The following is a 20,855-nucleotide window of genomic DNA, read 5'->3' on the forward strand; positions in this document are numbered from 1 at the left end:
GAGCCTCAGGCCTGTTTCAGTGCCCAGATTCCGACAGCGAAACAGACCAGCGCCACCAGCAGGACCGGGATCGCCACCCTCGGGGGCGGTCCCGGACGCTTTTGCGACGCCTGTGCGGGAGCGGCGGCCATGGGGTGGGCCGGAGGCGCTGCCGCAGCGAAGTGCGGGGACATTCCCGTCCCGGGGTGCGGAACCTGCTGCTGCTCGGCGGTGTATGCACGAGTAGGAACCGGTTCGCGCAGCACTGCGGATGTCGGGGCCTGGGAGAGATCCGGTGGGGCGGCAGGGAAGGGGGAACCCGTATGCGCCGGGAGCGGAGTGGGGGCAGGAGCAGGCTGAGTCTGCCGGGGCAGTGGCGTGGGGGGCGGCTGCTGCGGAGGCGGGGCGAGATGGAAGCTGCCCGTCTCCGACATCGGGGAGGGCGGTGGGGTGTGCGGCTGCTGTACGGCCTGGCCCGCGTGTGCGGTGTGGTCGGCCGGGGACGGCTGCTTGGGGGTGGCGATCGGGCCTGCGGGGCCGAAACCGGCGGGCAGCGGGCCGAGTTGGTCGAAGACCTCCACCGGTTCGTCGTCGACACCTGGCTCCGGCAGCATCTCGACCGCTGCCGTCAGCGCCTTCCGCGCGCCGGTGGCCGTGCGGAACCGGGCCTGCGGATCCGGCTGCAGAAGACCTGCGAGGACCTGCCACAGCGGTTCCGGGATGCCTTGCGGGGCGCTGGGGGTGCCGTGCGAGGCGAAGTATTCGACGAGGGCCCGGGCATCCGGCTTCTTCCCCTGCAGCAGATAGAGCGCGACAAGCCCCACGGCGAAGAGGTCCGCGGGGAAGTCGGGCTCCGCGCCCATCATCTGCTCGGGCGCGAAGTAACCCGGCGTTCCCACCACATAGTTGGTCTCGGTCAGGCGGGGCTCGCCCTTGCGCATGGAGATGCCGAAGTCGGAGAGCCGCAGGTGCGGCCGGCCGGTGCCGGTGGCCTCCATCAGGATGTTGGCGGGCTTGATGTCGCGGTGCACGACGCCTTCCGCATGCACCGTCGACAGTCCGGACAGCAACTGGTCGAGCAGCGTGCAGACGAAGCGCAGGGGCAGTGGGCCGTAATCGCCGATGACATGCGCAAGCGAGCCGCCGCTCACCAGATCCATGGTGAACAGGACCTTGTCGTCGTCCGCGGCCCAACTGGCCGGAGCGAGCACATGAGGATGCTCGATCCGCAGGGCCTGCTCGCGGACGAAGCGCAGCAGCGTGTGTGCGTCGCTCTGCTGAAGCACCTTGGCCGCCACGTACCGGCGGCGCCGGTGGTCCCAGGCTCGCCAGACGGCGCCGACGCCACCACGTCCGATCGGATCGATCAGTTCGTACCGACCAGCGAAGACCTCACCCATTGCGCTGTGCCCGCTCCCAGTTCCTGTTTCGGCTCGTGCCCGGCTCTCGGGGGTAGTGCACCAGAATCTTTCGTTCGGCTGAGCTTGTGGGGTCTGGTACGCATGTCCGCCGCGTTGTCGTCGGTCCACAACGCCCGGCGCTGTTTCCCTCCTCCGCCTGGCAGCCGCACGTACCAGGTTCCGCCCCCTGAATCCGGCCCGAACCGAAAGAAAGGTCCTAGTGCCGTGACCGGCAAGATGTTCCTCATGGGGCAGACATTGCCGGTCACGGCACTAGCTCTGGTGTCCTTCGTAGTGCGCGACCGCGTCAGCGGTGCGGCCGGCGCCGTACACCCGGAGGAACTCTGCCAGTTCCGGGTGGGTCGGGGCGAGGGAGTCGGCGGCATCGATGATGTCACCGGCGGCAGCGACCGACCGCAGCAGCGACTGGATCTCACGGACCACGCGGCGGACGGTGGGTGCCCCGCCGCTGGTCGTGGTCTGACCGGTGCCGGTGAGGACGGAACCGCCCTGGGACTTCTTGATCTCTTCCATGCGGTCGGTGGCCTCGCCCGCGCTGACGCTGCCATCGGCGACCTGGCCGGCCAGCTCCTGCAGAGCCTGGACACGCTGGACCACCGCGGGGTTGCCGATCTTCGCCCGCTGACCGCTCATCAGCTGGGAGAGCATGGGTGCGGACAGCCCGAGTACGGCGGCGAGCCGGGCCTGGTTCAGGCCGAGATCGTCGATGAGCCGGCGAAATAGAGCGCCCAGCGGTTCCCCGTACCAGCTGCGCTGAAGTTCCCTGGCTCTTGCCGTTGCTTCCTGCTGAACTGCATCCATGGCGTCTCCCCTTCGCTGAGGCTTCGCTGCTGCGAACCTCGTCCAGCATCTTACGGAGAGTGGTTGCCGACCGGGAGTCCCCATCTTTTTGGAAGATTCAGGGGGTCACCCGGTAGTCTGGTCTGCGGCGGTGACCAAGACGCTGATGTGTCTGGTGCTGTCCTCTTTTTCGGGGCCTTAGCTCAGTTGGTAGAGCGCTGCCTTTGCAAGGCAGATGTCAGGAGTTCGAATCTCCTAGGCTCCACGTCAAGAGCCCCTCCGATCTGCGGAAACGCAGATCGGAGGGGCTCTCCTGTGTGTCTGCCGTGGGCCGGGCGGCAGTGGCGGCTCAGCGGTCGTCGTCGAGGTCGGTGCCGTCCACCTCGTCCGTCTCGGCCTCCTTGGCGCGGACCTCGGGGTCCACAGCCGTTGGCCCGCTGCCGTCGACCGAGGTCAGCGGCGTACGGTCGGCGACCTCCGTGGGGGCGGGGGGCTCGACCAGCCAGTCCGGATTAGCCTGCTTGTCCCACCAGCGCCACGCCGCGTAGGCGCCGACTGCCAGCACGGAGACCACGGCCACCACCTTGAGCACGCGCCCGGCCTTGGCTCGCCGCTCGTGCTTTCTGGCCAGCTTCTTGATCTCCTTCGCCGTGACCTGCCCGCGCAGTGCGGCCAGTGCCGCGGAGCTGCGGGCCGCGGCTTCCTCGGCTACGGGCTGGGCGGCGGCCATCGCGTTCTCGACGCGGGGCACGGTGTACTCCGCGGCGCTCCTGGCTGCCTGACGGGTGCGGAGCGCGGCGCGCTGGGCGGCCTCGTCGACCTTGGGGGGCACATGTGCGCGAGCCAGTTCGATACGTGGTGCAAGATGCGCGTCGTACTGGACGCGGGCCTGCCGGGCTGCCTTCGATACTTTCGGCGCGAGCCGCGCACGGGCCTCGTGCGCATAGTGTGCCGCCTGGTCCTTGGCCGAGTCGGCGTAGGGCGCCACCACTTCCGCGGCGTGCTGCACGCTTTCCTTCGCCGAGTCGGTTGCGGCGCGCACGCTGTCGATGCGGGTCACGGGATCCTCCTCCTTGGTGGCGGGTAGGTACTCCGCCTTTCCACCCATTTCGAAATCATGCCCCGCGATGGCGTGTGCGGCATGCGGGGCGGGCATCCGGGGCATGAGACACGGTCATGCAAAACGGTCGTAAGAGATTTTTGTGTGCAATGTGGTGCAAGGGGGCTTGTCGATGACAATGCCACGGTTCGGTTCAGCACGCGCCGGTTCGTCACGCACTTGGCCTCTTTTGTTCGTGCGGGGAGCCGCAGGAACGCCGTGTGACGGATCGGCCGTGCGAGGATCGGTGGACGTCAGCGAAGACTTACGGAAGGCAGATCGTGGCCGAGCAGCTTTACGCCACCTTGAAGACCAGCCAAGGCGACATCGAGATCCGGCTTCTGCCGAACCACGCGCCCAAGACGGTCAAGAACTTTGTCGAGCTTGCCACGGGCGAGCGGGAGTGGACCCACCCCGAGACCGGCAAGAAGTCCAAGGACAGGCTGTACGACGGGACCGTCTTCCACCGGGTCATCAGCGGCTTCATGATCCAGGGCGGGGACCCGCTGGGTAACGGGACCGGCGGCCCGGGCTACGAGTTCGGCGACGAGTTCCACCCGGACCTCAGCTTCAACAAGCCGTACCTCCTGGCCATGGCCAACGCAGGCCCGGGCACCAACGGCTCGCAGTTCTTCGTGACCGTCTCGCCCACCGCGTGGCTGACCGGCAAGCACACCATCTTCGGTGAGGTGGCGGACGAGGCCAGCAAGAAGGTCGTGGACGCCATCGCGAACACCCAGACCAACGCGCGCACCGACCGCCCGGTGCAGGATGTGGTGATCGAGTCGGTCGTCGTCGAGACCCGATGATTGCCGGTGGTCACGGTGTGATCACTCTCTGATCGACTGTCTCGGGAACCAACCGCCCTGCTTGTCCGTACTTGGTTACATAGCGGACGAGCAGGGCGGCATCATGCGCGCTGTCGCCCACGACGTGACCCGAGGGGGCCAGCAAGTGATGGGACCGATGGACGAGCAGCCGCCCGGCGCCCGGGACCAGTCCGCCGACGCCCGCGGCTCATTCAGCTGCTACCGCCACCCGGGTCGTGAGACGGGGATTCGCTGCACGCGCTGCGATCGTCCGATCTGCACCGAGTGCATGGTCAGCGCCTCGGTCGGCTTCCAGTGCCCGGGCTGTGTCCGTCAGGGTTCCGGTACGGGTCACGGCCCGGCTGCCAATCAGCCGCGCACCCTGGCCGGCGGCACCGTCACCGCCGACCCGCGGCTGGTCACCAAGATCCTGCTCGCCATCAACGTCATCCTGTTCATCGCGGTACATGTGAAGGTGTCACTGCTCGACGACCTGACGCTGCTGGGACGGGCCACCTACTACGTGGGCGGTCCACTGGAAGGGGTCGCGGAGGGTCAGTGGTACCGGCTGGTGACGTCGATGTTCCTGCACCAGGAGGTGTGGCACATCGCGTTCAACATGCTGGGACTGTGGTGGCTCGGCGGTCCTCTGGAGGCGGCGCTCGGCCGCGCCCGCTACCTCGCGCTCTACCTGCTCTCCGGCTTGGCGGGCAGCGCGCTCACCTATTGGCTCGCCGCACCGAACCAGGGCTCGCTCGGTGCCTCCGGTGCCATCTTCGGTCTGCTGGGCGCCACCGCCGTGCTCATGCGTCGGCTGAACTACGACATGCGTCCGGTCCTCGTGCTCCTCGCGCTGAACCTGCTCTTCACGTTCAACCCCTGGGGCGGAATCGCCTGGCAGGCGCATGTCGGCGGTCTGATCGCGGGCACGCTGATCGCCATCGCCATGGTGCACGCACCGCGTGAACGGCGGGCGCTGGTGCAGTACGGCACCTGTGCGCTGGTGCTGGTGACGGTGGTCCTCATCGTGGTTGCCAGAACTGCCGCACTGACCTGATCGCAGGCGCCAGGGGGGCTTTCCCGGGCAGTTGTCCACAGCGGGTGCACGATCTTGTGCATTCTGTGGGTACAACTGTGCCCCTTGTCGCTGAGCTGGGTTTTTCCAGCGGAGACAAGGGGCGTGCCACCCCTCGATGAGGGAGACTGCAGTCACACCGGCGTCAACATCCGGGGAGTTATCCACAGATCGTCTGACCTTTTCCCCCGCCTGTGGATAACGCTGTGGGTAACTCAGGGCAAGGGTTGCGGTACCGGGGCCGGCTGTGGTCCTACGAGTGCTGTCCGGCTACTTCCACTGCGTGGAGACGCCGAAGCCGCCGGCGATGAAGCCGAAGCCCACGACGATGTTCCAGTTACCCAGCGTCTTGATGGGCAGATCGCCGTCGGTCACGTAGAACACGACGATCCAGGCCAGACCGATCAGGAAGAACGCCAGCATCACCGGCGCCACCCAACTGCGGTTGGTCAGCTTTATGTTGGCTGCCTGCTTCGCCGGAGGCGGCGTGAAGTCGGCCTTCTTGCGGATACGTGACTTCGGCACGAGGAACTCTCCTGTCGATGCGCTGCGTGACCGCGCAGGGAACTGTGGCTGGCGCCGGGGCGGGGCGCGAGGGGGAATGCTGCCTTCCCCGGACGTCCGTTAGCGTAGTGCTTCCGTGGCGCCGAAGGAGATAAGGGTACGTTGAGCAATTCTGCCGATTCTCCCCAAGGACCGGCCCGGCGCACCTTCCGGCACCCGGTCCGAGTGCTCACCGCTGCCGTTTTCGCCCTTGCCGGGCTGATCTTCGTCACCAGCGCCAACACGGCCAAGGGCACCAACATCCGCACCGACTCGTCGTTGCTGAAGCTCTCCGACCTCATTCAGCAGCGCAGCGAGAAGAACGCGGGGCTCGACGGCTCCAACGCGTCCGTACGCGAGGACATCGATGCCCTCGCCCAGCGCGACGACGGCAGCACCAAGGCGGAGGACGTCAAACTCAAGGCGCTGGAGCGGGCCGCGGGCACCAAGAAGCTCTCCGGCCGGGGCGTCGACGTCACGCTCGACGACGCCCCGCCGAACGCCACCGCGAAACCCGGCTACCCCGACCCGCAGCCCAACGACCTGGTCATCCACCAGCAGGATCTGCAGGCGGTCGTCAACGCTCTCTGGCAGGGCGGTGCCCGCGGCATCCAGGTCATGGACCAGCGGCTGATCTCCACCAGCGCGGTGCGCTGCGTCGGCAACACGCTGATTCTCCAGGGCCGGGTCTACTCGCCGCCGTACAAGATCACTGCGGTCGGCGACCCCGACCGGCTGGGGAAGGCCCTCGACAACTCCTCCTCGATCCGGAACTACCTGCTGTACGTGAAGGCGTACGGGCTCGGGTGGAAAGTCGACGAGCACGAGGCGGTGACTCTTCCCGGCTACTCGGGCACAGTGGATCTCCACTATGCGAAGCCGGTGAAGTAGCGAGCAGTTCCGGGGAGGCCGACCGGTGTCGGTGCGACTGATCGTCAGGGCCTTCAGCGAACTGTGCATCACCGCGGGCGCTTTGATCATCCTTTTTGTGGTGTACGTGCTGTTCTGGACCGGCGTGATGGCCGCCGGTGCCACTGAGGGGCAGATCGACATTCTGCAGAACCAGTGGGCGCGGGGGGCCGTGTCCGTACCCGGGCCGAACGCAACAGGAACGCCGTCGCCCTCGGCCGCACCCACGCCATCGCCGGCCCCCGCCGCCTACCGGGACGGGAAGCCGTTCGCGATGCTGTACATCTCCCGCTTCGGCAAGGGCTGGGAGTGGCCCGTCCTGGAGAACACCAAGGTCAAAACCTTGCAGAAGGGGCTCGGCCACTACCGCGGAACCGCCCCCCTCGGCGGCGTCGGCAATTTCGCGGTGGCCGGACACCGTCGCACCTATGGGGATCCCTTCAAGGACTTTCCGACACTGCGCCGCGGCGACGCGGTGGTGCTGACGGACGGGACGACGTGGTTCACGTACCGCATCGAGAAGAAGCCGTACCGCACCGTGCCGAGCGACACCGGTGTCATCGACGCCGTTCCCCGCAAGTCCGGCTTCGACGGGCCCGGCCGCTATCTGACGCTGACCACCTGCGATCCCGAATGGGGCAGCAGCCACCGGCTCATCGTCTGGGCGCATCTCGACGCGACGCAGCCTGTGACGGACGGCAAGCCGGCGGCTTTCCACAGCTGACCCACGCCTCTGCCCCGGCCCTTTAGTCTGGTCCCGTACCGAATGAAGGGGACAGCATGTACGGCTGGATCTGGCGGCATCTGCCGGGCAACGCGTGGGTGCGCGGGCTCATCTCGCTCGTACTGGCACTCGCCGTCGTCTATGTGCTTTTCCAGTACGTCTTCCCGTGGGCCGAGCCGCTGCTTCCGTTCGGCGACGTGACGGTCGACGGCACGAGCGGAACGGGGGCCGGCCAGTGAGTGCCCGCATCCTTGTCGTCGACAACTACGACAGCTTCGTCTTCAACCTCGTCCAGTACCTCTACCAGCTCGGCGCCGAGTGCGAGGTCCTGCGCAACGACGAGGTGACCACGGCACACGCCCAGGACGGCTTCGACGGCGTTCTGCTCTCGCCCGGCCCCGGCACCCCGGAGCAGGCGGGCGTCTGCGTCGAGATGGTGCGCCACTGCGCGGCGACCGGCGTCCCGGTCTTCGGTGTCTGCCTCGGCATGCAGTCGATGGCCGTGGCGTACGGCGGTGTGGTGGACCGCGCCCCCGAGCTGCTGCATGGCAAGACGTCGCCGGTGACGCACGAGGGCCAGGGCGTTTTCGCCGGGCTGCCGTCCCCGTTCACCGCGACCCGCTACCACTCGCTCGCCGCCGAACCGGGGACGATCCCGCCGGAGTTGGAGGTCACGGCGCGGACGGCCGACGGCATCATCATGGGTCTGCGCCACCGCGAACTGCCGGTGGAGGGTGTGCAGTTCCATCCGGAGTCGGTCCTGACCGAGTACGGCCATCTGATGCTGGCCAACTGGCTGGTGCAGTGCGGTGACACGGGAGCCGTCGCGAGGTCGGAGGGGCTCGCGCCTGTGGTGGGCAAGGCTGTCGCGTGACCGCACTCCGCCCCGAGCACGACACCGCTGAGGAAGGCCCGTACGAGCAACGAGCGTACGAGGCCACGGGCGCGTTCGAGGCGGCAGTCGACCAGCTGGCGGACCCGCTGAACGATCCGTTGCCGGGGCAGCACGCGCCGTGGTTCCGGGCGGAGAGCATTCCGGCGGAGACGGCGGGCACCGGGGCGGCGCAGGGCCGGCAGTGGGAAGGCCAGGTGCAGGCGCCACAAGGGGCGCAGGGGCCTCAGGGGACGCCGCGTGAGTGGTACGACCCCGAGGGGTACGAGCGGGACTGGTACGGGCAGCAGGAGCCTGTCGCGGCGCCTCCGCCCGCGCCGCCGCTCCCCCGTAACGACGAAACGATCGGTCTGCGGACGGCGGACCCCCGGCGCCTGGCCGACAGGGCGGTGACGGCTCCGGCACCTCAAGCAGAGCCGGAGTACGACACGGAGCCTGCCGCGGCTCAAGATCCCGGTCCGGAGACCACAGAACTCGAACCGCGTACGGAACCGCCCACCGGAGGCCGGGCCGAGCGCCGTCGCGCCGCCAAGGGGCGCGGCCGCCGTCGCGCCGAGCCGCAGCCGGGGACCCGGTCGGCGGCGACGCCGGAGGGGCGTCCGCTGTCCCGCGTCGAGGCGCGGCGGGCTGCCCGCGCGGCCAAGGACAGCCCGGCCGTGATCGCCAGCCGGGTCGTCGGCGAGCTGTTCATCTCGCTCGGCGTGCTGATGCTGCTGTTCGTCACGTACCAGCTGTGGTGGACGAATGTGCGTGCCGACCAGATCGCCGGGAAAGAGACGCACAAGATTCAGGACGGCTGGGCGAAGGGCCGCAAGCCGGGGGCGTTCGAGCCGGGGCAGGGCTTCGCCATCATCCACATCCCGAAGCTGGATGTGGTCGCCCCGATCGCCGAGGGCATCAGCAAGGAGAACGTCCTGGACCGCGGCATGGTCGGTCACTACGGCCAGGGCGCGCTCAAGACGGCGATGCCGTCGGCCAAGCAGGGCAACTTCGCGCTGGCCGGTCACCGGAACACCCACGGCGAACCGTTCCGCTACATCAACCGGCTGCGCAAGGGTGACCCGATCGTGGTCGAGACGCAGGATGCGTACTACACGTACGAGATGACCAGCGTCCTTCCTCAGACGTCCCCTTCCAATGTCTCGGTGATCACGCCGGTGCCGCCCGGTTCGGGCTTCACCAAGCCCGGCCGCTACATCACTCTGACGACTTGTACGCCTGAATTCACCAGTACGTACCGGCTGATCGTCTGGGGCAAGATGGTCGACGAACGGCCGCGCAGCAAGGGGAAGCCCGACGCGCTCGTCGGCTGAACTTCATCACGACAGGGACGGGTGCGGTGGCAGCGAGGACCCAGCAGCAGGACGAGCAGACCGACGAGTCCGCGCCTCCGGTGCGGAGCAGGGACCGCCATCTCGTTGCGACCGCGGTGAGTGTCTTCGGTGAGCTGCTGATCACCGCGGGCCTGGTGCTGGGCCTCTTCGTCGTCTACTCCCTGTGGTGGACGAATGTGCTCGCCGACCGCGAGGCCGAGAAGCAGGGGCACACCGTCCGTGACCGCTGGGCCGGGGGACCCGGGGCCCTCGACACCAAGGACGGCATCGGCTTCCTGCACGTACCCGCGATGAAGAACGGTGAGGTGCTCGTCAAGAAGGGCACCGGCACCAAGAACCTCAACGACGGCATCGCCGGCTACTACACGGACCCGGTGAAGTCGGCTCTCCCCTGGGACAAGCAGGGCAACTTCACGCTGGCGGCGCACCGCGACGGGCACGGGGCGAAGTTCCACAACATCGACAAGGTGAAGACAGGCGACGCCGTCGTCTTCGAGACCAAGGACACCTGGTATGTCTACAAGGTCTTCAAGGAGCTTCCCGAGACGTCGAAGTACAACGTCGACGTGCTGCAGGCGGTGCCGAAAGGATCGGGAGCGAAGAAGCCCGGCCGCTACATCACGTTGACGACCTGCACGCCGGTCTACACGTCGAAGTACCGCTACATCGTGTGGGGCGAACTGGTGCGTACGGAGAAGGTGGACAAGGACCGTACGAAGCCGGCGGAGCTGCGGCAACCGTGACTGAGCTCCTTCGAGGAGCTCAGTCGTTCTAGGATGGCGAAGGCCCGAAGTCGCAACTAGCCTTTGCGACTTCGGGCCCCTTCTCTGCCTGGCGACGGCTACCTCAGGATCGGGAGCGGTACTCCGGCGCTCCACTTTTCGAGGTGAGCGCGGTCGACGGGGGTGATGCCGTGGGTCTCGGCGATGGCGCGTGCGTCGGGTGTGAAGGAAGTCGTGGCGACGAAGAGTGCCACATCGGCCCCGTGCTGGACGAAAGAGGCGCCGAGGAACTTCTGCAGCTGTCCGCTCCACACCGGACGGTAGGGCGCGAAGCTCTTGCACTGCACGACGATGCTGCGGCCGTCCGCGGTCACCGCTGTGACATCCACACCTCGGTCGCCGCGGCCGCCATGTACCACGACGTCTGTGCAGCCGTCGCGGCGGAGCAGCGCGGCGACGTGGTGCTCGAAATCCCGCCAGTTCATGGCGTCGATGGACGCCATGATTCCGGTGTACGGGCGCGGGCCCTGGGCGTGCTCAAGGTGCCTGAGCCTTTGGTGGTGGTTGCAGAGCTTCCGCTCGACCTTCTCAACGTCGTCCCGGAGCGAGATCAGCTCCTTGCGGTGCTCGCCGGAGGCCTCGATGAGGGCGTTGAACATGGGGACGATGGTCTTGCCGAGGATGTGGGTGATGCGTCGGTCGATGCGGTCGTCGAGGGAATCCGGTCCCCTGTGGACAGAGTTATCCACAGGCTGAGTCCGTGCCATGTACTCCACGTCGAGCAGGTATGTACGCACCTGACGTGCGACTTCGCTGTCGCGGAGCAGCATGGCGACGTTGAGGACAGCTCGCCGGGGGAAGAGCGCAAGCGACGCGGTGCGTGACTGGATCCCACTGAGTTGCTTGAAGTAACTCAGTTCCGATCCGGTGAGGACGCGATAGCCGTTGCTTTCGAGCTCTTCACGATGGTCGAACACCATGGCCCGAATGACCGTTTCGGTCACTTCGAAGTACGCGGCGACCATTGCTGTCGTCACGTGCATGCCGTCCGGAAGAAGAGACAAGGTCTTGACCTTGTCGATGACGTGAGTCCGGTCCACCACGCCATCGCGCAGTGACCTCGACTCCAGCAGAGCTGCTTCGTTGATCATGCTCCTGACCTCCTATGTGTGCAGAAGAGAGGGAAGAGCTCGATACCCCGCCCCATCGATTCAACGAATCAGCACATATGAAGACACGATCGGTTTGCGGCCGCATGTGCGGTATGCCGGACAGGAGGCATCGCGGCAGGCGCAGCGAAGGGCCCCGGTCACCGTTTCGGTGGCCGGGGCCCTTCGCGTTTGTGCGGTGGGGCTCAGTTCTGTGAGCCCGATGGGCCGCCGAAGATATTGCCGTTCCCGTTTCCGTTGCCACCCATTGTGGTGAGGGTGATGACGGTGGTTGCCGGGTCTGCCGGGGTGTTCGGCGCAGGGTCGGCGTTGACGACCGTGGCGTTGTCGTCCTTAGAGCTGCCTTCCGCGAACTGGATGTTCGTGAAGCCCTTTTCGGCCAGGGCCTGCCTGGCCTGGGCGACCGTGCTGCCCCTGACTTCGGGAATCGGCACCGTCGCCGGCTGCGTCGGGCCTTTGGAGACCTTCAGGACGATCTGGACGTCCTTCGGCTGCTGGCTCGGGCCAGCCGGGTTCTGGTCGACGACCGTATTCGCCGGTTCGGGCGAATCCACCGGCGTCTGAGCGACGTTGGTGAAGCCGTTGCCGTTGAGCTGGGCCAGTGCCTGGTCGATGGTCCGCCCGCGGACGTCCGGCAGGGGCGCCGTGGCCTGCTTGGCGACCGTGATCTTGACCTCGGACTCCCGCTCGGCCTTCGCGCCGCCCTTGGGCGTCTGGTCGAGCACGGTGCCGGGTTCCGCGGTGGAGGACTCGGTCGCGACGACCTTCACCGAGAAGCCCTTTTCCTCCAGGATCTTGCGGGCGTTCTCCTCGGACTTCTCCGTGACGTCCGGGACCTCGACCTTCGGCGCACCGGTGGAGACGACGACCGTGACGGTCTCGTTCTCCGCCATCTTGCCGTCCTTGGGCGACTGGCTGCAGATCTTGCCCGTCTCTTGGGTCTCGCACGGTTCGCGCGAGCCGACCTTGACGTGGACAACGGCGTTCTTCGCGAGTTCCTTTGCCTCTGCCACGGTCGAGCCGACCATGTTCGGCACGTCGACCTGGCCGTTGTCGCTGTTGTCGTTGCTGAAGACGGACTTGCCGATCAGGATCGCGCCGATCAGCACCAGGATGCCCGCGACGATCAGCAGGATCGTCGAGGTGTTGTTCTTCTTCTGGCGGCGGCGGTCCGGGCGCTCGTCGTTTCCGTAGCCGCCGTCGTCCGGATTGACCGGGGGCAGCATGGAGGTCTGGGCGCCGCTCGGGTCGGCGGCGCGCAGTGCGGTGGTGGGCTGGTCGTTGCCGTACCCGTCATAGCCGCCGTAACCGGCCGCGCCCATCGCCGCGGTGGCGGCGACCGGCTGGCCGTCGAGGCAGGCCTCGATGTCAGCACGCATCTCGTCGGCCGACTGGTAGCGGTAGTCCGGGTCCTTGACCAGGGCCTTCAATACGATCGCGTCCATTTCGGGCGTGATCTCGGGATCGAAGGTGCTGGGGGGCTGCGGCTCTTCCCGTACGTGCTGGTAGGCGACCGCGACGGGCGAGTCACCGATGAACGGCGGCCGGACGGTCAGCAGCTCGTAGAGCAGACAGCCGGTCGAGTACAGGTCGGAGCGCGCATCGACCTGCTCGCCCTTGGCCTGCTCCGGGGAGAGGTACTGGGCGGTGCCGATGACGGCCGAGGTCTGGGTCATCGTCATACCGGAGTCGCCCATGGCGCGGGCGATACCGAAGTCCATGACCTTGACCTGCCCGGTGCGCGTCAGCATGACGTTCGCCGGCTTGATGTCGCGGTGGACGATGCCGGCGCGGTGCGAGTACTCCAGCGCCTGGAGGATCCCGACCGTCATTTCGAGGGTGCGTTCGGGCAGCAGTTTGCGGCCGGAGTGCAGAAGTTCTCTGAGCGTCGAGCCGTCGACGTACTCCATCACGATGTACGGGATGGAGACGCCGTCGACGTAGTCCTCGCCGGTGTCGTAGACGGCGACGATCGCCGGGTGATTGAGCGAGGCGGCGGACTGGGCCTCACGGCGGAACCGGGCTTGGAAGGACGGGTCGCGGGCGAGATCGGTCCGCAGCGTCTTCACAGCGACGGTGCGGCCGAGCCGGGTGTCGTGCGCGAGGTAGACCTCGGCCATGCCACCACGGCCGAGCACCGAGCCCAGCTCGTACCGGCCGCCGAGGCGACGCGGCTCTTCCATAACTGTTCCAGCCCTCTCCGTCAGTCCCGACCGCACCGGTGTGTGGTCCGGCGGTGTGCTGCTCGCGCATACGCTACCGGCCACGCGCTACCTGATCGGCCCACAGCCGTGAGCTGATATCTGACCGGTATCCCAATGTGCAGGTATGGCCCCCGATGTGATGGGCGTCACCTCTTGTTGATGACCGCCTCCATCACGGCCTTGGCGATCGGAGCGGCGAGGCCGCCGCCGGAGACGTCGTCCCGGTTGGCACTGCTGTCCTCGACCACCACGGCCACGGCGACGGGCGAGCCGCTGCTGGTCTTCGCGTACGAGATGAACCAGGCGTACGGCTTCTCGCTGTTGTTCAGACCGTGCTGGGCGGTACCGGTCTTGCCGCCGACAGTGACGCCGTCGATGAGGGCCTTGGTTCCCGTGCCGCTCTTGACGACGGTCTCCATCATCTGCTGGAGCTTCTGCGCGTTCTCGCCCGAGAGAGGCCGGCTGAGCTCCTCTTTCTCGTGGGTGTAGATCGAGTCGAAGTTGGGCGCCTGCCGCTCGGCGACCATGTACGGCTGCATGAGCTTGCCGTCGTTGGCGACTGCGGCGGCAACCATGGCCATCTGGAGCGGGGTGGCGCGGTTGGAGGCCTGGCCGATGCCCGCCATGGCGTTCTGCGGCCGGTTGTCCTTGGGGTAGACGCTCGCGTCGGCGCGGACCGGGGTGAAGATCTCCTTGTTGAAGCCGAACTTGGCGGCCTCGTCCATCATCTTCTGGTTGCCCAGATCGTCGCTGATCTTGCCGAAGACGGTGTTGCAGGACATCCGCAGCGCTTCCCGGAGCGAGGCGTTCTCGCACGGGATGTTGCCCTCGTTCGCCAGGACGGTGGTCGACAGCGGAAGCTTGTACGGCAGCGGGGAGTCCGTCTTGCCGTCGATGTCGGTGTAGAGGCCGTTCTCCAGAGCGGCGGCGGCGGTGACGACCTTGAACGTCGAGCCGGGCGGGTAGGTCTCGCGCAATGCCCGGTTGAGCATCGGCTTGTCCTTGTCCGCCAGGAGCTTCTGCCAGGCCTTGGTGTCCGCGTTGGAGTTGCCCGCGAAGGTCGAGGGGTCGTACGAGGGGGTGCTGGCGAGGGCCAGGATGGCGCCGGTCTGCGGGTCGAGCGCGGCGACGGCACCCTTCTTGTTGCCCAGCCCCTGGAAGGCGGCCTTCTGGGCGGCGGCGTTGAGGGTGGTGACGACGTTGCCGCCCTGCTTCTTCTCGCCCGTGAACATCGACAGGGTGCGGTCGAAGAAGAGCTGGTCGTCGTTGCCGGTGAGGATGCCGTCCTCAAGGCTCTCGAGCTGTGAGGCGTCGAAGGCCTGCGACGAGTAGCCGGTGACGGGCGCCCACATGGGGCCGTTCTTCCAGGCCCGCTTGTACTTGAAGTCGCTGTCCTTGGTCTCGACCGAGCTGGTCACGGGGTTGCCGTCGACGATGATGTTGCCGCGCTCATGGGCGTATCGCTCGATGCGGACGCGGCGGTTCTCGTCGCGGGTGTTCAGCTCGTCGGCGCGGACGTACTGGAGGTAGTTGGTCCGCACGAGCAGGGCGAGGATGAGGACGCCGCAGAAGATCGCGATCCGGCGCAGGGGCTTGTTCACGGTCGGACCACCTGGGTCATCTCGGCGTCGGAGGACGGGGCGGGGGCCGGTGCGGGGCGGCGTGCGGTGTCGCTGATCCGGATCAGGATGCCGATCAGGGCCCAGTTGGCGATCACGGACGAACCACCGGCCGCGAGGAACGGCATCGTCATACCGGTCAGCGGGATGAGACCCATGACACCGCCGGCGACGACGAACACCTGGATGGCGAAGGCGCCGGAGAGACCGATCGCGAGGAGCTTCCCGAACGGGTCGCGGGCGGCGAGAGCGGTGCGGACACCGCGCTCGACGATCAGACCGTAGATCAGCAGGACGGCCATCATTCCGGCGAGACCGAGCTCCTCACCGACAGTGGAGAGGATGAAGTCGGCGTTGGCCGCGAAGCCGATCAGGTCGGAGTTGCCCTGGCCCCAGCCGGTGCCGAGGGTGCCACCGGAACCGAAGGACATGATGGCGTTGGCGATCTGCTCGCAGGCGCCGGTCTTGTCCGTCGTGTAGCACGCGAACGGGTCCAACCAGGCGTTCACACGGGACTGGACGTGCGGTTCAAAGGTGGCAACGCCGACTGCACCGGCTGCGGACATCAGGAGACCGAAAACGATCCAGCTGGTCCGTTCCGTGGCGACGTACAGCATGATCACGAACAGGCCGAAGAAGAGCAGAGACGTACCGAGGTCGGTCTCGAAGACCAGGATCAGGATCGACAGCCCCCAGATCACGAGGATCGGTCCGAGGTCACGGCCGCGGGGCAGGTAGAGGCCCATGAAGCGGCGGCTGGCGAGGGCCAGGGCGTCGCGCTTCACCATCAGATAGCCGGAGAAGAAGATCGCGATGATGATCTTGGCGAACTCCCCGGGCTGGATGGAGAACGGGCCGAGGCTGATCCAGATCTTGGCGCCGTTCACCGAGGGGAAGAACATTGGCAGGATCAGCAGGACCAGCGCCACGGCCATGGAGATGTACGTGTAGCGCTGCAGGATGCGGTGATCCTTGAGCACCATCAGTACGGCGACGAACAAGGCGACGCCGATCGCGGAGTACATCAGTTGCTTGGGCGCGTCGGGACTGAAGGCGCCGAACAGCGTCTCGGCCCGCTGGATCAGCCGAGGCGACTTGTCCAAGCGCCAGATCAGCACCAGCCCCAGCCCGTTGAGCAGGGTTGCCAGTGGCAGCAGCAGCGGGTCCGCGTACGGAGCGAACTTGCGCACCACGAGGTGGGCGACGCCGCCGAGCAGGACCAGGCCGAGCCCGTATCCGAGCATGCCGGAAGGCAGTGTGCCATCCATGGCAAGGCCCACATTGGCGTACGCGAACACCGAGATGCCGATGGCGAAAGCCATCAGGCCCAGCTCGGTGTTGCGACGGCTCGGTGCGTCGATCGCGCCGATCGTGGTCGTGTTGGTGACAACGCTCATGGTGCTGAAGGCCCCCTACGGCTTTACTGCTTACCGCACTGCGGGACCAGCTTCATCTCTTCCTCCGAGAGGCTGGGGCCGGGAGTGGGAGTCGCTGTGGTCGGCTTGGTCTTGGTGGCGGTGGACGTGGTGCCGGACTCGGTGGACGTCTTCGAGAGGTCCGAGCCCGTGCCGCCGGCTTCACCCTCGCCGGTGCCGGTCTTGCTCGCGGCCTCGGCCGCGCGGCGCTGCGCGTCCTTCTTGCAGGCGGACGCCTGGGTCGAGAGTTCGCTGATCTTCTCGCGGGCGTCGGCCAGGTTGCCCTCGGCGATGGTCGCCTTGATCTGCTTGCGCTGATAGGGCGGGAGGTACTTGAGTTCGATCTCGGGGTGGTCCTTCTCAACCTTCGAGAGCGAGACCCATGCGAGGTCCTGGCTGATGCCGCGGTACAGCGCGACGTGGTCGTTCTTCGCGCCGACGAAGAACTGGTTCTGGGTCCAGCGGTAACCGCCGTACACACCACCACCGATGACGGCCAGCGCGAGCACGAGGTAGAACGAACGCTTCAGCCATTTGCGGCCGCCGCCGGGCTTGACGAAGTCGTCGTCGGTGTACGCGTCGAAGGAGCCGTCCGGCATTCCGCCGTACCCGAGGCCGTCACCGCTTCCAGGCGGGCCGAAGCCGCCCGCGGGCGGCGGGACGGGGCGGCCGAGGCCGGCCGCCCGGCCGGCCGGGGTGGTCATGGCGTCGCCGTCGTTCAGCTGGGCGGACTGGTTCTCGGCGACGGCGCCGACGACGACCGGGGTGTCGTTGAGATGCCCGGCCAGGGTGTCGTTGCTGTCGACGTCGAGGACGTCGGCGACGATGCAGGTGATGTTGTCCGGGCCGCCGCCGCGCAGAGCGAGCTGGATGAGCTCCTGGATCGTCTCCTGCGGGCCCTGGTAGCTGGCGAGGGTCTCCTCCATCGTCTGGTGCGAGACGACGCCGGAGAGTCCGTCGGAGCAGATCAGATAGCGATCGCCGACCCGTACCTCACGGATGGAGAGGTCGGGTTCGACGTGGTCGCCGCTGCCCAGCGCGCGCATCAGCAGGGAGCGCTGCGGGTGGGTGGTGGCTTCTTCCTCGGTGATGCGGCCCTCGTCGACCAGCCGCTGGACCCAGGTGTGGTCCTGCGTGATCTGGGTCAGCACGCCGTCGCGCAGCAGGTACGCGCGGGAGTCGCCGACATGGACCAGGCCGAGGCGCTGACCGGTCCAGAGCAGAGCGGTGAGCGTGGTGCCCATGCCCTCCAGCTGGGGGTCCTCCTCGACCATCATGCGCAGCTGGTCGTTGGCCCGCTGGACCGCCGCACCGAGCGAGGTGAGGATGTCCGAGCCGGGCACGTCGTCGTCGAGCTGGACGAGCGTGGAGATCACCTCGGAGCTGGCGACCTCACCGGCCGCCTGGCCGCCCATGCCGTCGGCGATGGCGAGAAGGCGCGGACCGGCATAGCCGGAGTCCTCGTTCCCCTCTCGGATCATGCCCTTGTGCGATCCGGCGGCGAAGCGCAGGGACAGACTCATGCGCACCTCGCCCGTCGGCTCGGGGTACAGCCTGTCTCGCGCCACACTGCCCACCCTCCGGTCGGGAGCAGGTCCGGGTCCGTTGCCCGGACCGCTCCGGCCCGCTCGCTCCGCTCGCTCATTGTCGTACTACTTCCGCAGCTCGATGACGGTCTTGCCGATCCGGATCGGCGCGCCCAGCGGAACAGGCGTCGGGGTGGTGAGGCGGGTCCGGTCGAGATACGTGCCATTGGTGGACCCGAGATCCTCGACGATCCACTGGCCGTCACGGTCGGGGTAGATCCTGGCATGCCTGCTGGACGCGTAGTCGTCGTCCAGCACGATCGTTGAATCGTGCGCCCGGCCCAGCGTGATGGTCTGTCCCTGGAGCGCCACCGTGGTGCCGGTGAGGGTGCCCTCGGAGACGACCAGCTTTGTGGGCGCCCCACGGCGCTGGCGGCCGGGCTGCTGGCGTTGCTGCGGCGGTGCCGCGCCGGTTTGGCGTGCCTGTTGCGGTCGCGTGTCGCCCGCGTTGCGGCGTGAGCCGCGTTGCGTGACGCGCGTTCCGAACAGGTCGCTGCGGATGACCTGAACGGCCACGATGACGAACAGCCACAGAACAGCCAGGAAACCTAGCCGCATGACCGTCAGGGTCAGCTCTGACATTGCCCCCGCTTCACCCTTCGGCTTGCCGGTAAACGATGGTGGTGCTGCCCACGACGATCCGCGAGCCGTCGCGGAGCGTAGCGCGGGTGGTGTGCTGCCCGTCTACCACGATGCCGTTGGTAGACCCGAGATCCTGGATCGTCGAGGGCGTTCCGGTCCGGATCTCACAGTGCCGGCGCGATACGCCGGGGTCGTCGATCCGCACGTCGGCGTCGGTGCTGCGTCCCAGCACCAGCGTCGGGCGGGAGATCTGATGGCGGGTGCCGTTGATCTCGATCCAACGTCGTACCTGCGCGCCCGGCATGGGGCCGGGCGCGGCCGGCGGGCGCCGGTCGGTAGTGGGTGCTCCGGGACGGCCACCGCCCGGCGGCGGGGCCGCGGGCATGGGCGGGACGGAGCTGGGGGGATAGCCGTAGCCGCCGGTGGGCTGCGGGGCGGCGGGGCGCCCGTGGCCGGGTTGTCCGGGGTGGCCCTGTGGAGCCTGCTGGCCCTGCTGCGAGGTGCTCGAAGCAAGGGTGCGGCTGCGCACGCGGTAGAGCCCGGTGTCGAGGTCCTCCGCCTTCTCCAGGTGAACCTTGATCGGTCCCATGAAGGTGTAGCGCTGCTGCTTGGCGTAGTCCCGGACCAGACCGGAGAGCTCGTCGCCGAGCTGGCCGGAGTACGGGCTCAGGCGCTCGTAGTCCGGGGCGCTGAGCTCGACGATGAAGTCGTTGGGGACGACGGTCCGCTCGCGGTTCCAGATCGTTGCGTTGTTGTCGCACTCGCGCTGGAGGGCACCCGCGATCTCGACCGGCTGGACCTCGGACTTGAACACTTTGGCGAAGGTGCCGTTGACCAGACCTTCGAGACGCTGCTCGAAACGCTTCATGACTCCCATGGGGCACCTCCTCCGGTGTTCTCGTCCCTGTACTGCTTACTGATCGTATCCACGCGTCGGGAAATCGGCTGGTTCCCCTTGTCTGCCCAGTGGATGAGTGTCACCCCTCACACGGATCGTAGAGGTGACCGCTCCTCACAGTGTCCCGCACCTGCGGTGTGCTGAGGAGGAGTGGGGGTGACCGCATTGCGTTCCCGCTTCCCGTCATCCGCCCGGCAAAACAACGGATGTGAATCCACCCTGTCCAGCGTGCTAATCTTCCGGATGTCGCCAGGCGCTCGCACCAACAGGTGAGAGAGTCTGAAAACACCACTCATGCGCGAGTGGCGGAACGGCAGACGCGCTGGCTTCAGGTGCCAGTGTCCTTAGGGACGTGGGGGTTCAAATCCCCCCTCGCGCACAAGAGAGAAGCCCCACAGGCCAACGGTCTGTGGGGCTTCTTCGTTCCCGGACGAGGGGGTCGGCGGCGGGGCGACTTTCGTCGTGCGCGGGCGCAACGGAAGAAAGGCATCGCGTGTGCGAAGGGCTGCCTAGGGTGCGGGGCGTGTACGCGATATCGGAACTCCGGGCCGGATGGCAGTGGTGTGCGGCGCCGGAGCTGTGATCCCGCCGCAGGACGGCCGGGGAGGCCGTGCTGGCCGTGGTGCTCGGGCTGCTGGCCGCGGGGACGGAAGAACTGCTGCGCGGCGGGGAAGTGCGGCGTCCTCTACGTGGGTGTGACCGTCGCGATGACCTGGCCGGGGCTGCGGCCGCTGACCCAGGTGTTGTTCACCACCCTCTATTTTTTGGCAACGACGCTCGTGCCGGGTCTAGCAAGCCGGTACCGGACGCAGCGCCGGACCCTGCTGCACGCTCTCCAGGAGCGCAATGCACAGCTGATCCGGGAGCGGGCCATGATCGTGGGGCAGGCGCGGCTCATGGAGCGCCAGCGGATCGCTCAGGCACATGCACGACAGCCTCGGTCACCAACTGGCGCTGATCTCTGTTCGTACGGGGGCACTGGAGGTCGACCCGGAGCTGACGGTGCGGCAGCGCGAGGCGGTCGGTGTGCTGCGCGGTGCGTCGGTTTGTGCCATGCACGAACTGTGGGAAGTCGTCGGGATTCCGCGGGACGAC

General features: G+C 67.3%; 19 protein-coding genes and 2 tRNA genes. 10 read left to right on the forward strand and 11 right to left on the reverse strand.

Going from position 1 to position 20,855, the window contains the following annotated elements:
- Positions 1–5 precede the first annotated feature (5 nt).
- Positions 6–1,379 carry a serine/threonine protein kinase gene (locus ACIBB8_RS10665; protein WP_398950588.1) on the reverse strand — a complete coding sequence of 458 codons (1,374 nt, stop codon included), beginning with the start codon at positions 1,377–1,379 and terminating at the stop codon, positions 6–8.
- 273 nt (positions 1,380–1,652) lie between these two features.
- On the reverse strand, positions 1,653–2,201 hold the full coding sequence (locus ACIBB8_RS10670; RefSeq protein WP_366136023.1) for a DNA-binding protein: 549 nt from the start codon (positions 2,199–2,201) through the stop codon (positions 1,653–1,655).
- Between the two features lie 171 nt (positions 2,202–2,372).
- On the opposite strand from ACIBB8_RS10670, the gene ACIBB8_RS10675 reads away from it, so the two are divergent.
- Positions 2,373–2,445, forward strand: a tRNA-Ala gene (locus ACIBB8_RS10675).
- Between the two features lie 84 nt (positions 2,446–2,529).
- Here ACIBB8_RS10675 and ACIBB8_RS10680 read toward each other — a convergent pair.
- Positions 2,530–3,240 (reverse strand): DUF5324 family protein, encoded by a 711-nt coding sequence (locus ACIBB8_RS10680; protein WP_398950885.1) that lies wholly within the window; start codon positions 3,238–3,240, stop codon positions 2,530–2,532.
- A gap of 320 nt (positions 3,241–3,560) precedes the next feature.
- Here ACIBB8_RS10680 and ACIBB8_RS10685 point away from each other — a divergent pair, with 320 nt between their 5' ends.
- Both ACIBB8_RS10685 and ACIBB8_RS10690 read left to right on the forward strand, forming a co-directional pair.
- The gene (locus tag ACIBB8_RS10685; protein WP_398950590.1) at positions 3,561–4,088 is read left to right on the forward strand and encodes a peptidylprolyl isomerase; all 528 of its coding nucleotides are present in this window, start codon (positions 3,561–3,563) and stop codon (positions 4,086–4,088) included.
- A 157-nt stretch (positions 4,089–4,245) separates the two neighbouring features.
- Complete coding sequence (locus tag ACIBB8_RS10690) at positions 4,246–5,145, forward strand: rhomboid family intramembrane serine protease (RefSeq protein ID WP_398950887.1); 900 nt, start codon at positions 4,246–4,248, stop codon at positions 5,143–5,145.
- Positions 5,146–5,433: 288 nt separating this feature from the next.
- Here the strand turns inward: ACIBB8_RS10690 and crgA are convergent, their stop codons facing one another.
- Positions 5,434–5,688, reverse strand: a complete 255-nt coding sequence (gene crgA, locus ACIBB8_RS10695) for a cell division protein CrgA (protein ID WP_366694353.1) — start codon at positions 5,686–5,688, stop codon at positions 5,434–5,436.
- A gap of 141 nt (positions 5,689–5,829) precedes the next feature.
- Here crgA and ACIBB8_RS10700 point away from each other — a divergent pair, with 141 nt between their 5' ends.
- The 6 genes from ACIBB8_RS10700 to ACIBB8_RS10725 are packed head-to-tail and all read left to right on the forward strand — an operon-like array spanning position 5,830 to position 10,308.
- On the forward strand, positions 5,830–6,597 hold the full coding sequence (locus ACIBB8_RS10700; RefSeq protein ID WP_398950592.1) for a DUF881 domain-containing protein: 768 nt from the start codon (positions 5,830–5,832) through the stop codon (positions 6,595–6,597).
- A 25-nt stretch (positions 6,598–6,622) separates the two neighbouring features.
- Positions 6,623–7,339 (forward strand): class E sortase, encoded by a 717-nt coding sequence (locus ACIBB8_RS10705; protein WP_398950594.1) that lies wholly within the window; start codon positions 6,623–6,625, stop codon positions 7,337–7,339.
- A gap of 56 nt (positions 7,340–7,395) precedes the next feature.
- On the forward strand, positions 7,396–7,578 hold the full coding sequence (locus tag ACIBB8_RS10710; RefSeq protein ID WP_037702041.1) for a hypothetical protein: 183 nt from the start codon (positions 7,396–7,398) through the stop codon (positions 7,576–7,578).
- On the forward strand, positions 7,575–8,213 hold the full coding sequence (locus tag ACIBB8_RS10715; protein WP_398950596.1) for an aminodeoxychorismate/anthranilate synthase component II: 639 nt from the start codon (positions 7,575–7,577) through the stop codon (positions 8,211–8,213). The genes ACIBB8_RS10710 and ACIBB8_RS10715 overlap by 4 nt, the downstream gene beginning before the upstream one ends.
- Positions 8,210–9,544, forward strand: a complete 1,335-nt coding sequence (locus tag ACIBB8_RS10720; protein ID WP_398950598.1) for a class E sortase — start codon at positions 8,210–8,212, stop codon at positions 9,542–9,544. The genes ACIBB8_RS10715 and ACIBB8_RS10720 overlap by 4 nt, the downstream gene beginning before the upstream one ends.
- 26 nt (positions 9,545–9,570) lie before the next feature.
- Positions 9,571–10,308 (forward strand): class E sortase, encoded by a 738-nt coding sequence (locus ACIBB8_RS10725; protein WP_398950600.1) that lies wholly within the window; start codon positions 9,571–9,573, stop codon positions 10,306–10,308.
- Positions 10,309–10,406: 98 nt separating this feature from the next.
- On the opposite strand, the gene ACIBB8_RS10730 is transcribed toward ACIBB8_RS10725, so the two are convergent.
- The 7 genes from ACIBB8_RS10730 to ACIBB8_RS10760 all read right to left on the reverse strand — a co-directional run bounded on the left by ACIBB8_RS10730 (position 10,407) and on the right by ACIBB8_RS10760 (position 19,739).
- Complete coding sequence (locus ACIBB8_RS10730) at positions 10,407–11,438, reverse strand: restriction endonuclease (RefSeq protein WP_398950602.1); 1,032 nt, start codon at positions 11,436–11,438, stop codon at positions 10,407–10,409.
- 203 nt (positions 11,439–11,641) lie between these two features.
- The gene (pknB, locus tag ACIBB8_RS10735; protein ID WP_398950604.1) at positions 11,642–13,639 is read right to left on the reverse strand and encodes a Stk1 family PASTA domain-containing Ser/Thr kinase; all 1,998 of its coding nucleotides are present in this window, start codon (positions 13,637–13,639) and stop codon (positions 11,642–11,644) included.
- Positions 13,640–13,806: 167 nt separating this feature from the next.
- Complete coding sequence (locus ACIBB8_RS10740) at positions 13,807–15,261, reverse strand: penicillin-binding transpeptidase domain-containing protein (RefSeq protein WP_398950606.1); 1,455 nt, start codon at positions 15,259–15,261, stop codon at positions 13,807–13,809.
- Positions 15,258–16,676, reverse strand: a complete 1,419-nt coding sequence (locus ACIBB8_RS10745; protein WP_398950608.1) for an FtsW/RodA/SpoVE family cell cycle protein — start codon at positions 16,674–16,676, stop codon at positions 15,258–15,260. The genes ACIBB8_RS10740 and ACIBB8_RS10745 overlap by 4 nt, the downstream gene beginning before the upstream one ends.
- 23 nt (positions 16,677–16,699) lie before the next feature.
- A complete protein-coding gene (locus ACIBB8_RS10750; RefSeq protein WP_398950610.1) occupies positions 16,700–18,217 on the reverse strand; it encodes a Stp1/IreP family PP2C-type Ser/Thr phosphatase in 1,518 nt (505 codons plus the stop codon).
- Positions 18,218–18,346: 129 nt separating this feature from the next.
- Positions 18,347–18,862, reverse strand: a complete 516-nt coding sequence (locus tag ACIBB8_RS10755; protein ID WP_398950612.1) for an FHA domain-containing protein — start codon at positions 18,860–18,862, stop codon at positions 18,347–18,349.
- A gap of 10 nt (positions 18,863–18,872) precedes the next feature.
- Complete coding sequence (locus ACIBB8_RS10760) at positions 18,873–19,739, reverse strand: FhaA domain-containing protein (RefSeq protein ID WP_398950614.1); 867 nt, start codon at positions 19,737–19,739, stop codon at positions 18,873–18,875.
- A gap of 317 nt (positions 19,740–20,056) precedes the next feature.
- Here ACIBB8_RS10760 and ACIBB8_RS10765 point away from each other — a divergent pair.
- Positions 20,057–20,139 (forward strand) — tRNA-Leu (locus ACIBB8_RS10765).
- Positions 20,140–20,855 lie beyond the last annotated feature (716 nt).

Source organism: Streptomyces sp. NPDC051286 (genome assembly GCF_044455345.1).
Lineage (GTDB): Bacteria > Actinomycetota > Actinomycetes > Streptomycetales > Streptomycetaceae > Streptomyces.

Bases quoted from the DNA above. Each gene is read 5' to 3' on its own strand.
- ACIBB8_RS10665 (WP_398950588.1), bottom strand. From the start codon at position 1,379: ATGGGTGAGGTCTTCGCTGGTCGGTACGAACTGATCGATCCGATCGGA.
- ACIBB8_RS10670 (WP_366136023.1), bottom strand. From the start codon at position 2,201: ATGGATGCAGTTCAGCAGGAAGCAACGGCAAGAGCCAGGGAACTTCAG.
- ACIBB8_RS10690 (WP_398950887.1), top strand. From the start codon at position 4,246: ATGGACGAGCAGCCGCCCGGCGCCCGGGACCAGTCCGCCGACGCCCGC.
- ACIBB8_RS10710 (WP_037702041.1), top strand. From the start codon at position 7,396: ATGTACGGCTGGATCTGGCGGCATCTGCCGGGCAACGCGTGGGTGCGC.
- ACIBB8_RS10730 (WP_398950602.1), bottom strand. From the start codon at position 11,438: ATGATCAACGAAGCAGCTCTGCTGGAGTCGAGGTCACTGCGCGATGGC.
- pknB (WP_398950604.1), bottom strand. From the start codon at position 13,639: ATGGAAGAGCCGCGTCGCCTCGGCGGCCGGTACGAGCTGGGCTCGGTG.
- ACIBB8_RS10745 (WP_398950608.1), bottom strand. From the start codon at position 16,676: ATGAGCGTTGTCACCAACACGACCACGATCGGCGCGATCGACGCACCG.
- ACIBB8_RS10750 (WP_398950610.1), bottom strand. From the start codon at position 18,217: ATGAGTCTGTCCCTGCGCTTCGCCGCCGGATCGCACAAGGGCATGATC.
- ACIBB8_RS10755 (WP_398950612.1), bottom strand. From the start codon at position 18,862: ATGTCAGAGCTGACCCTGACGGTCATGCGGCTAGGTTTCCTGGCTGTT.
- ACIBB8_RS10760 (WP_398950614.1), bottom strand. From the start codon at position 19,739: ATGGGAGTCATGAAGCGTTTCGAGCAGCGTCTCGAAGGTCTGGTCAAC.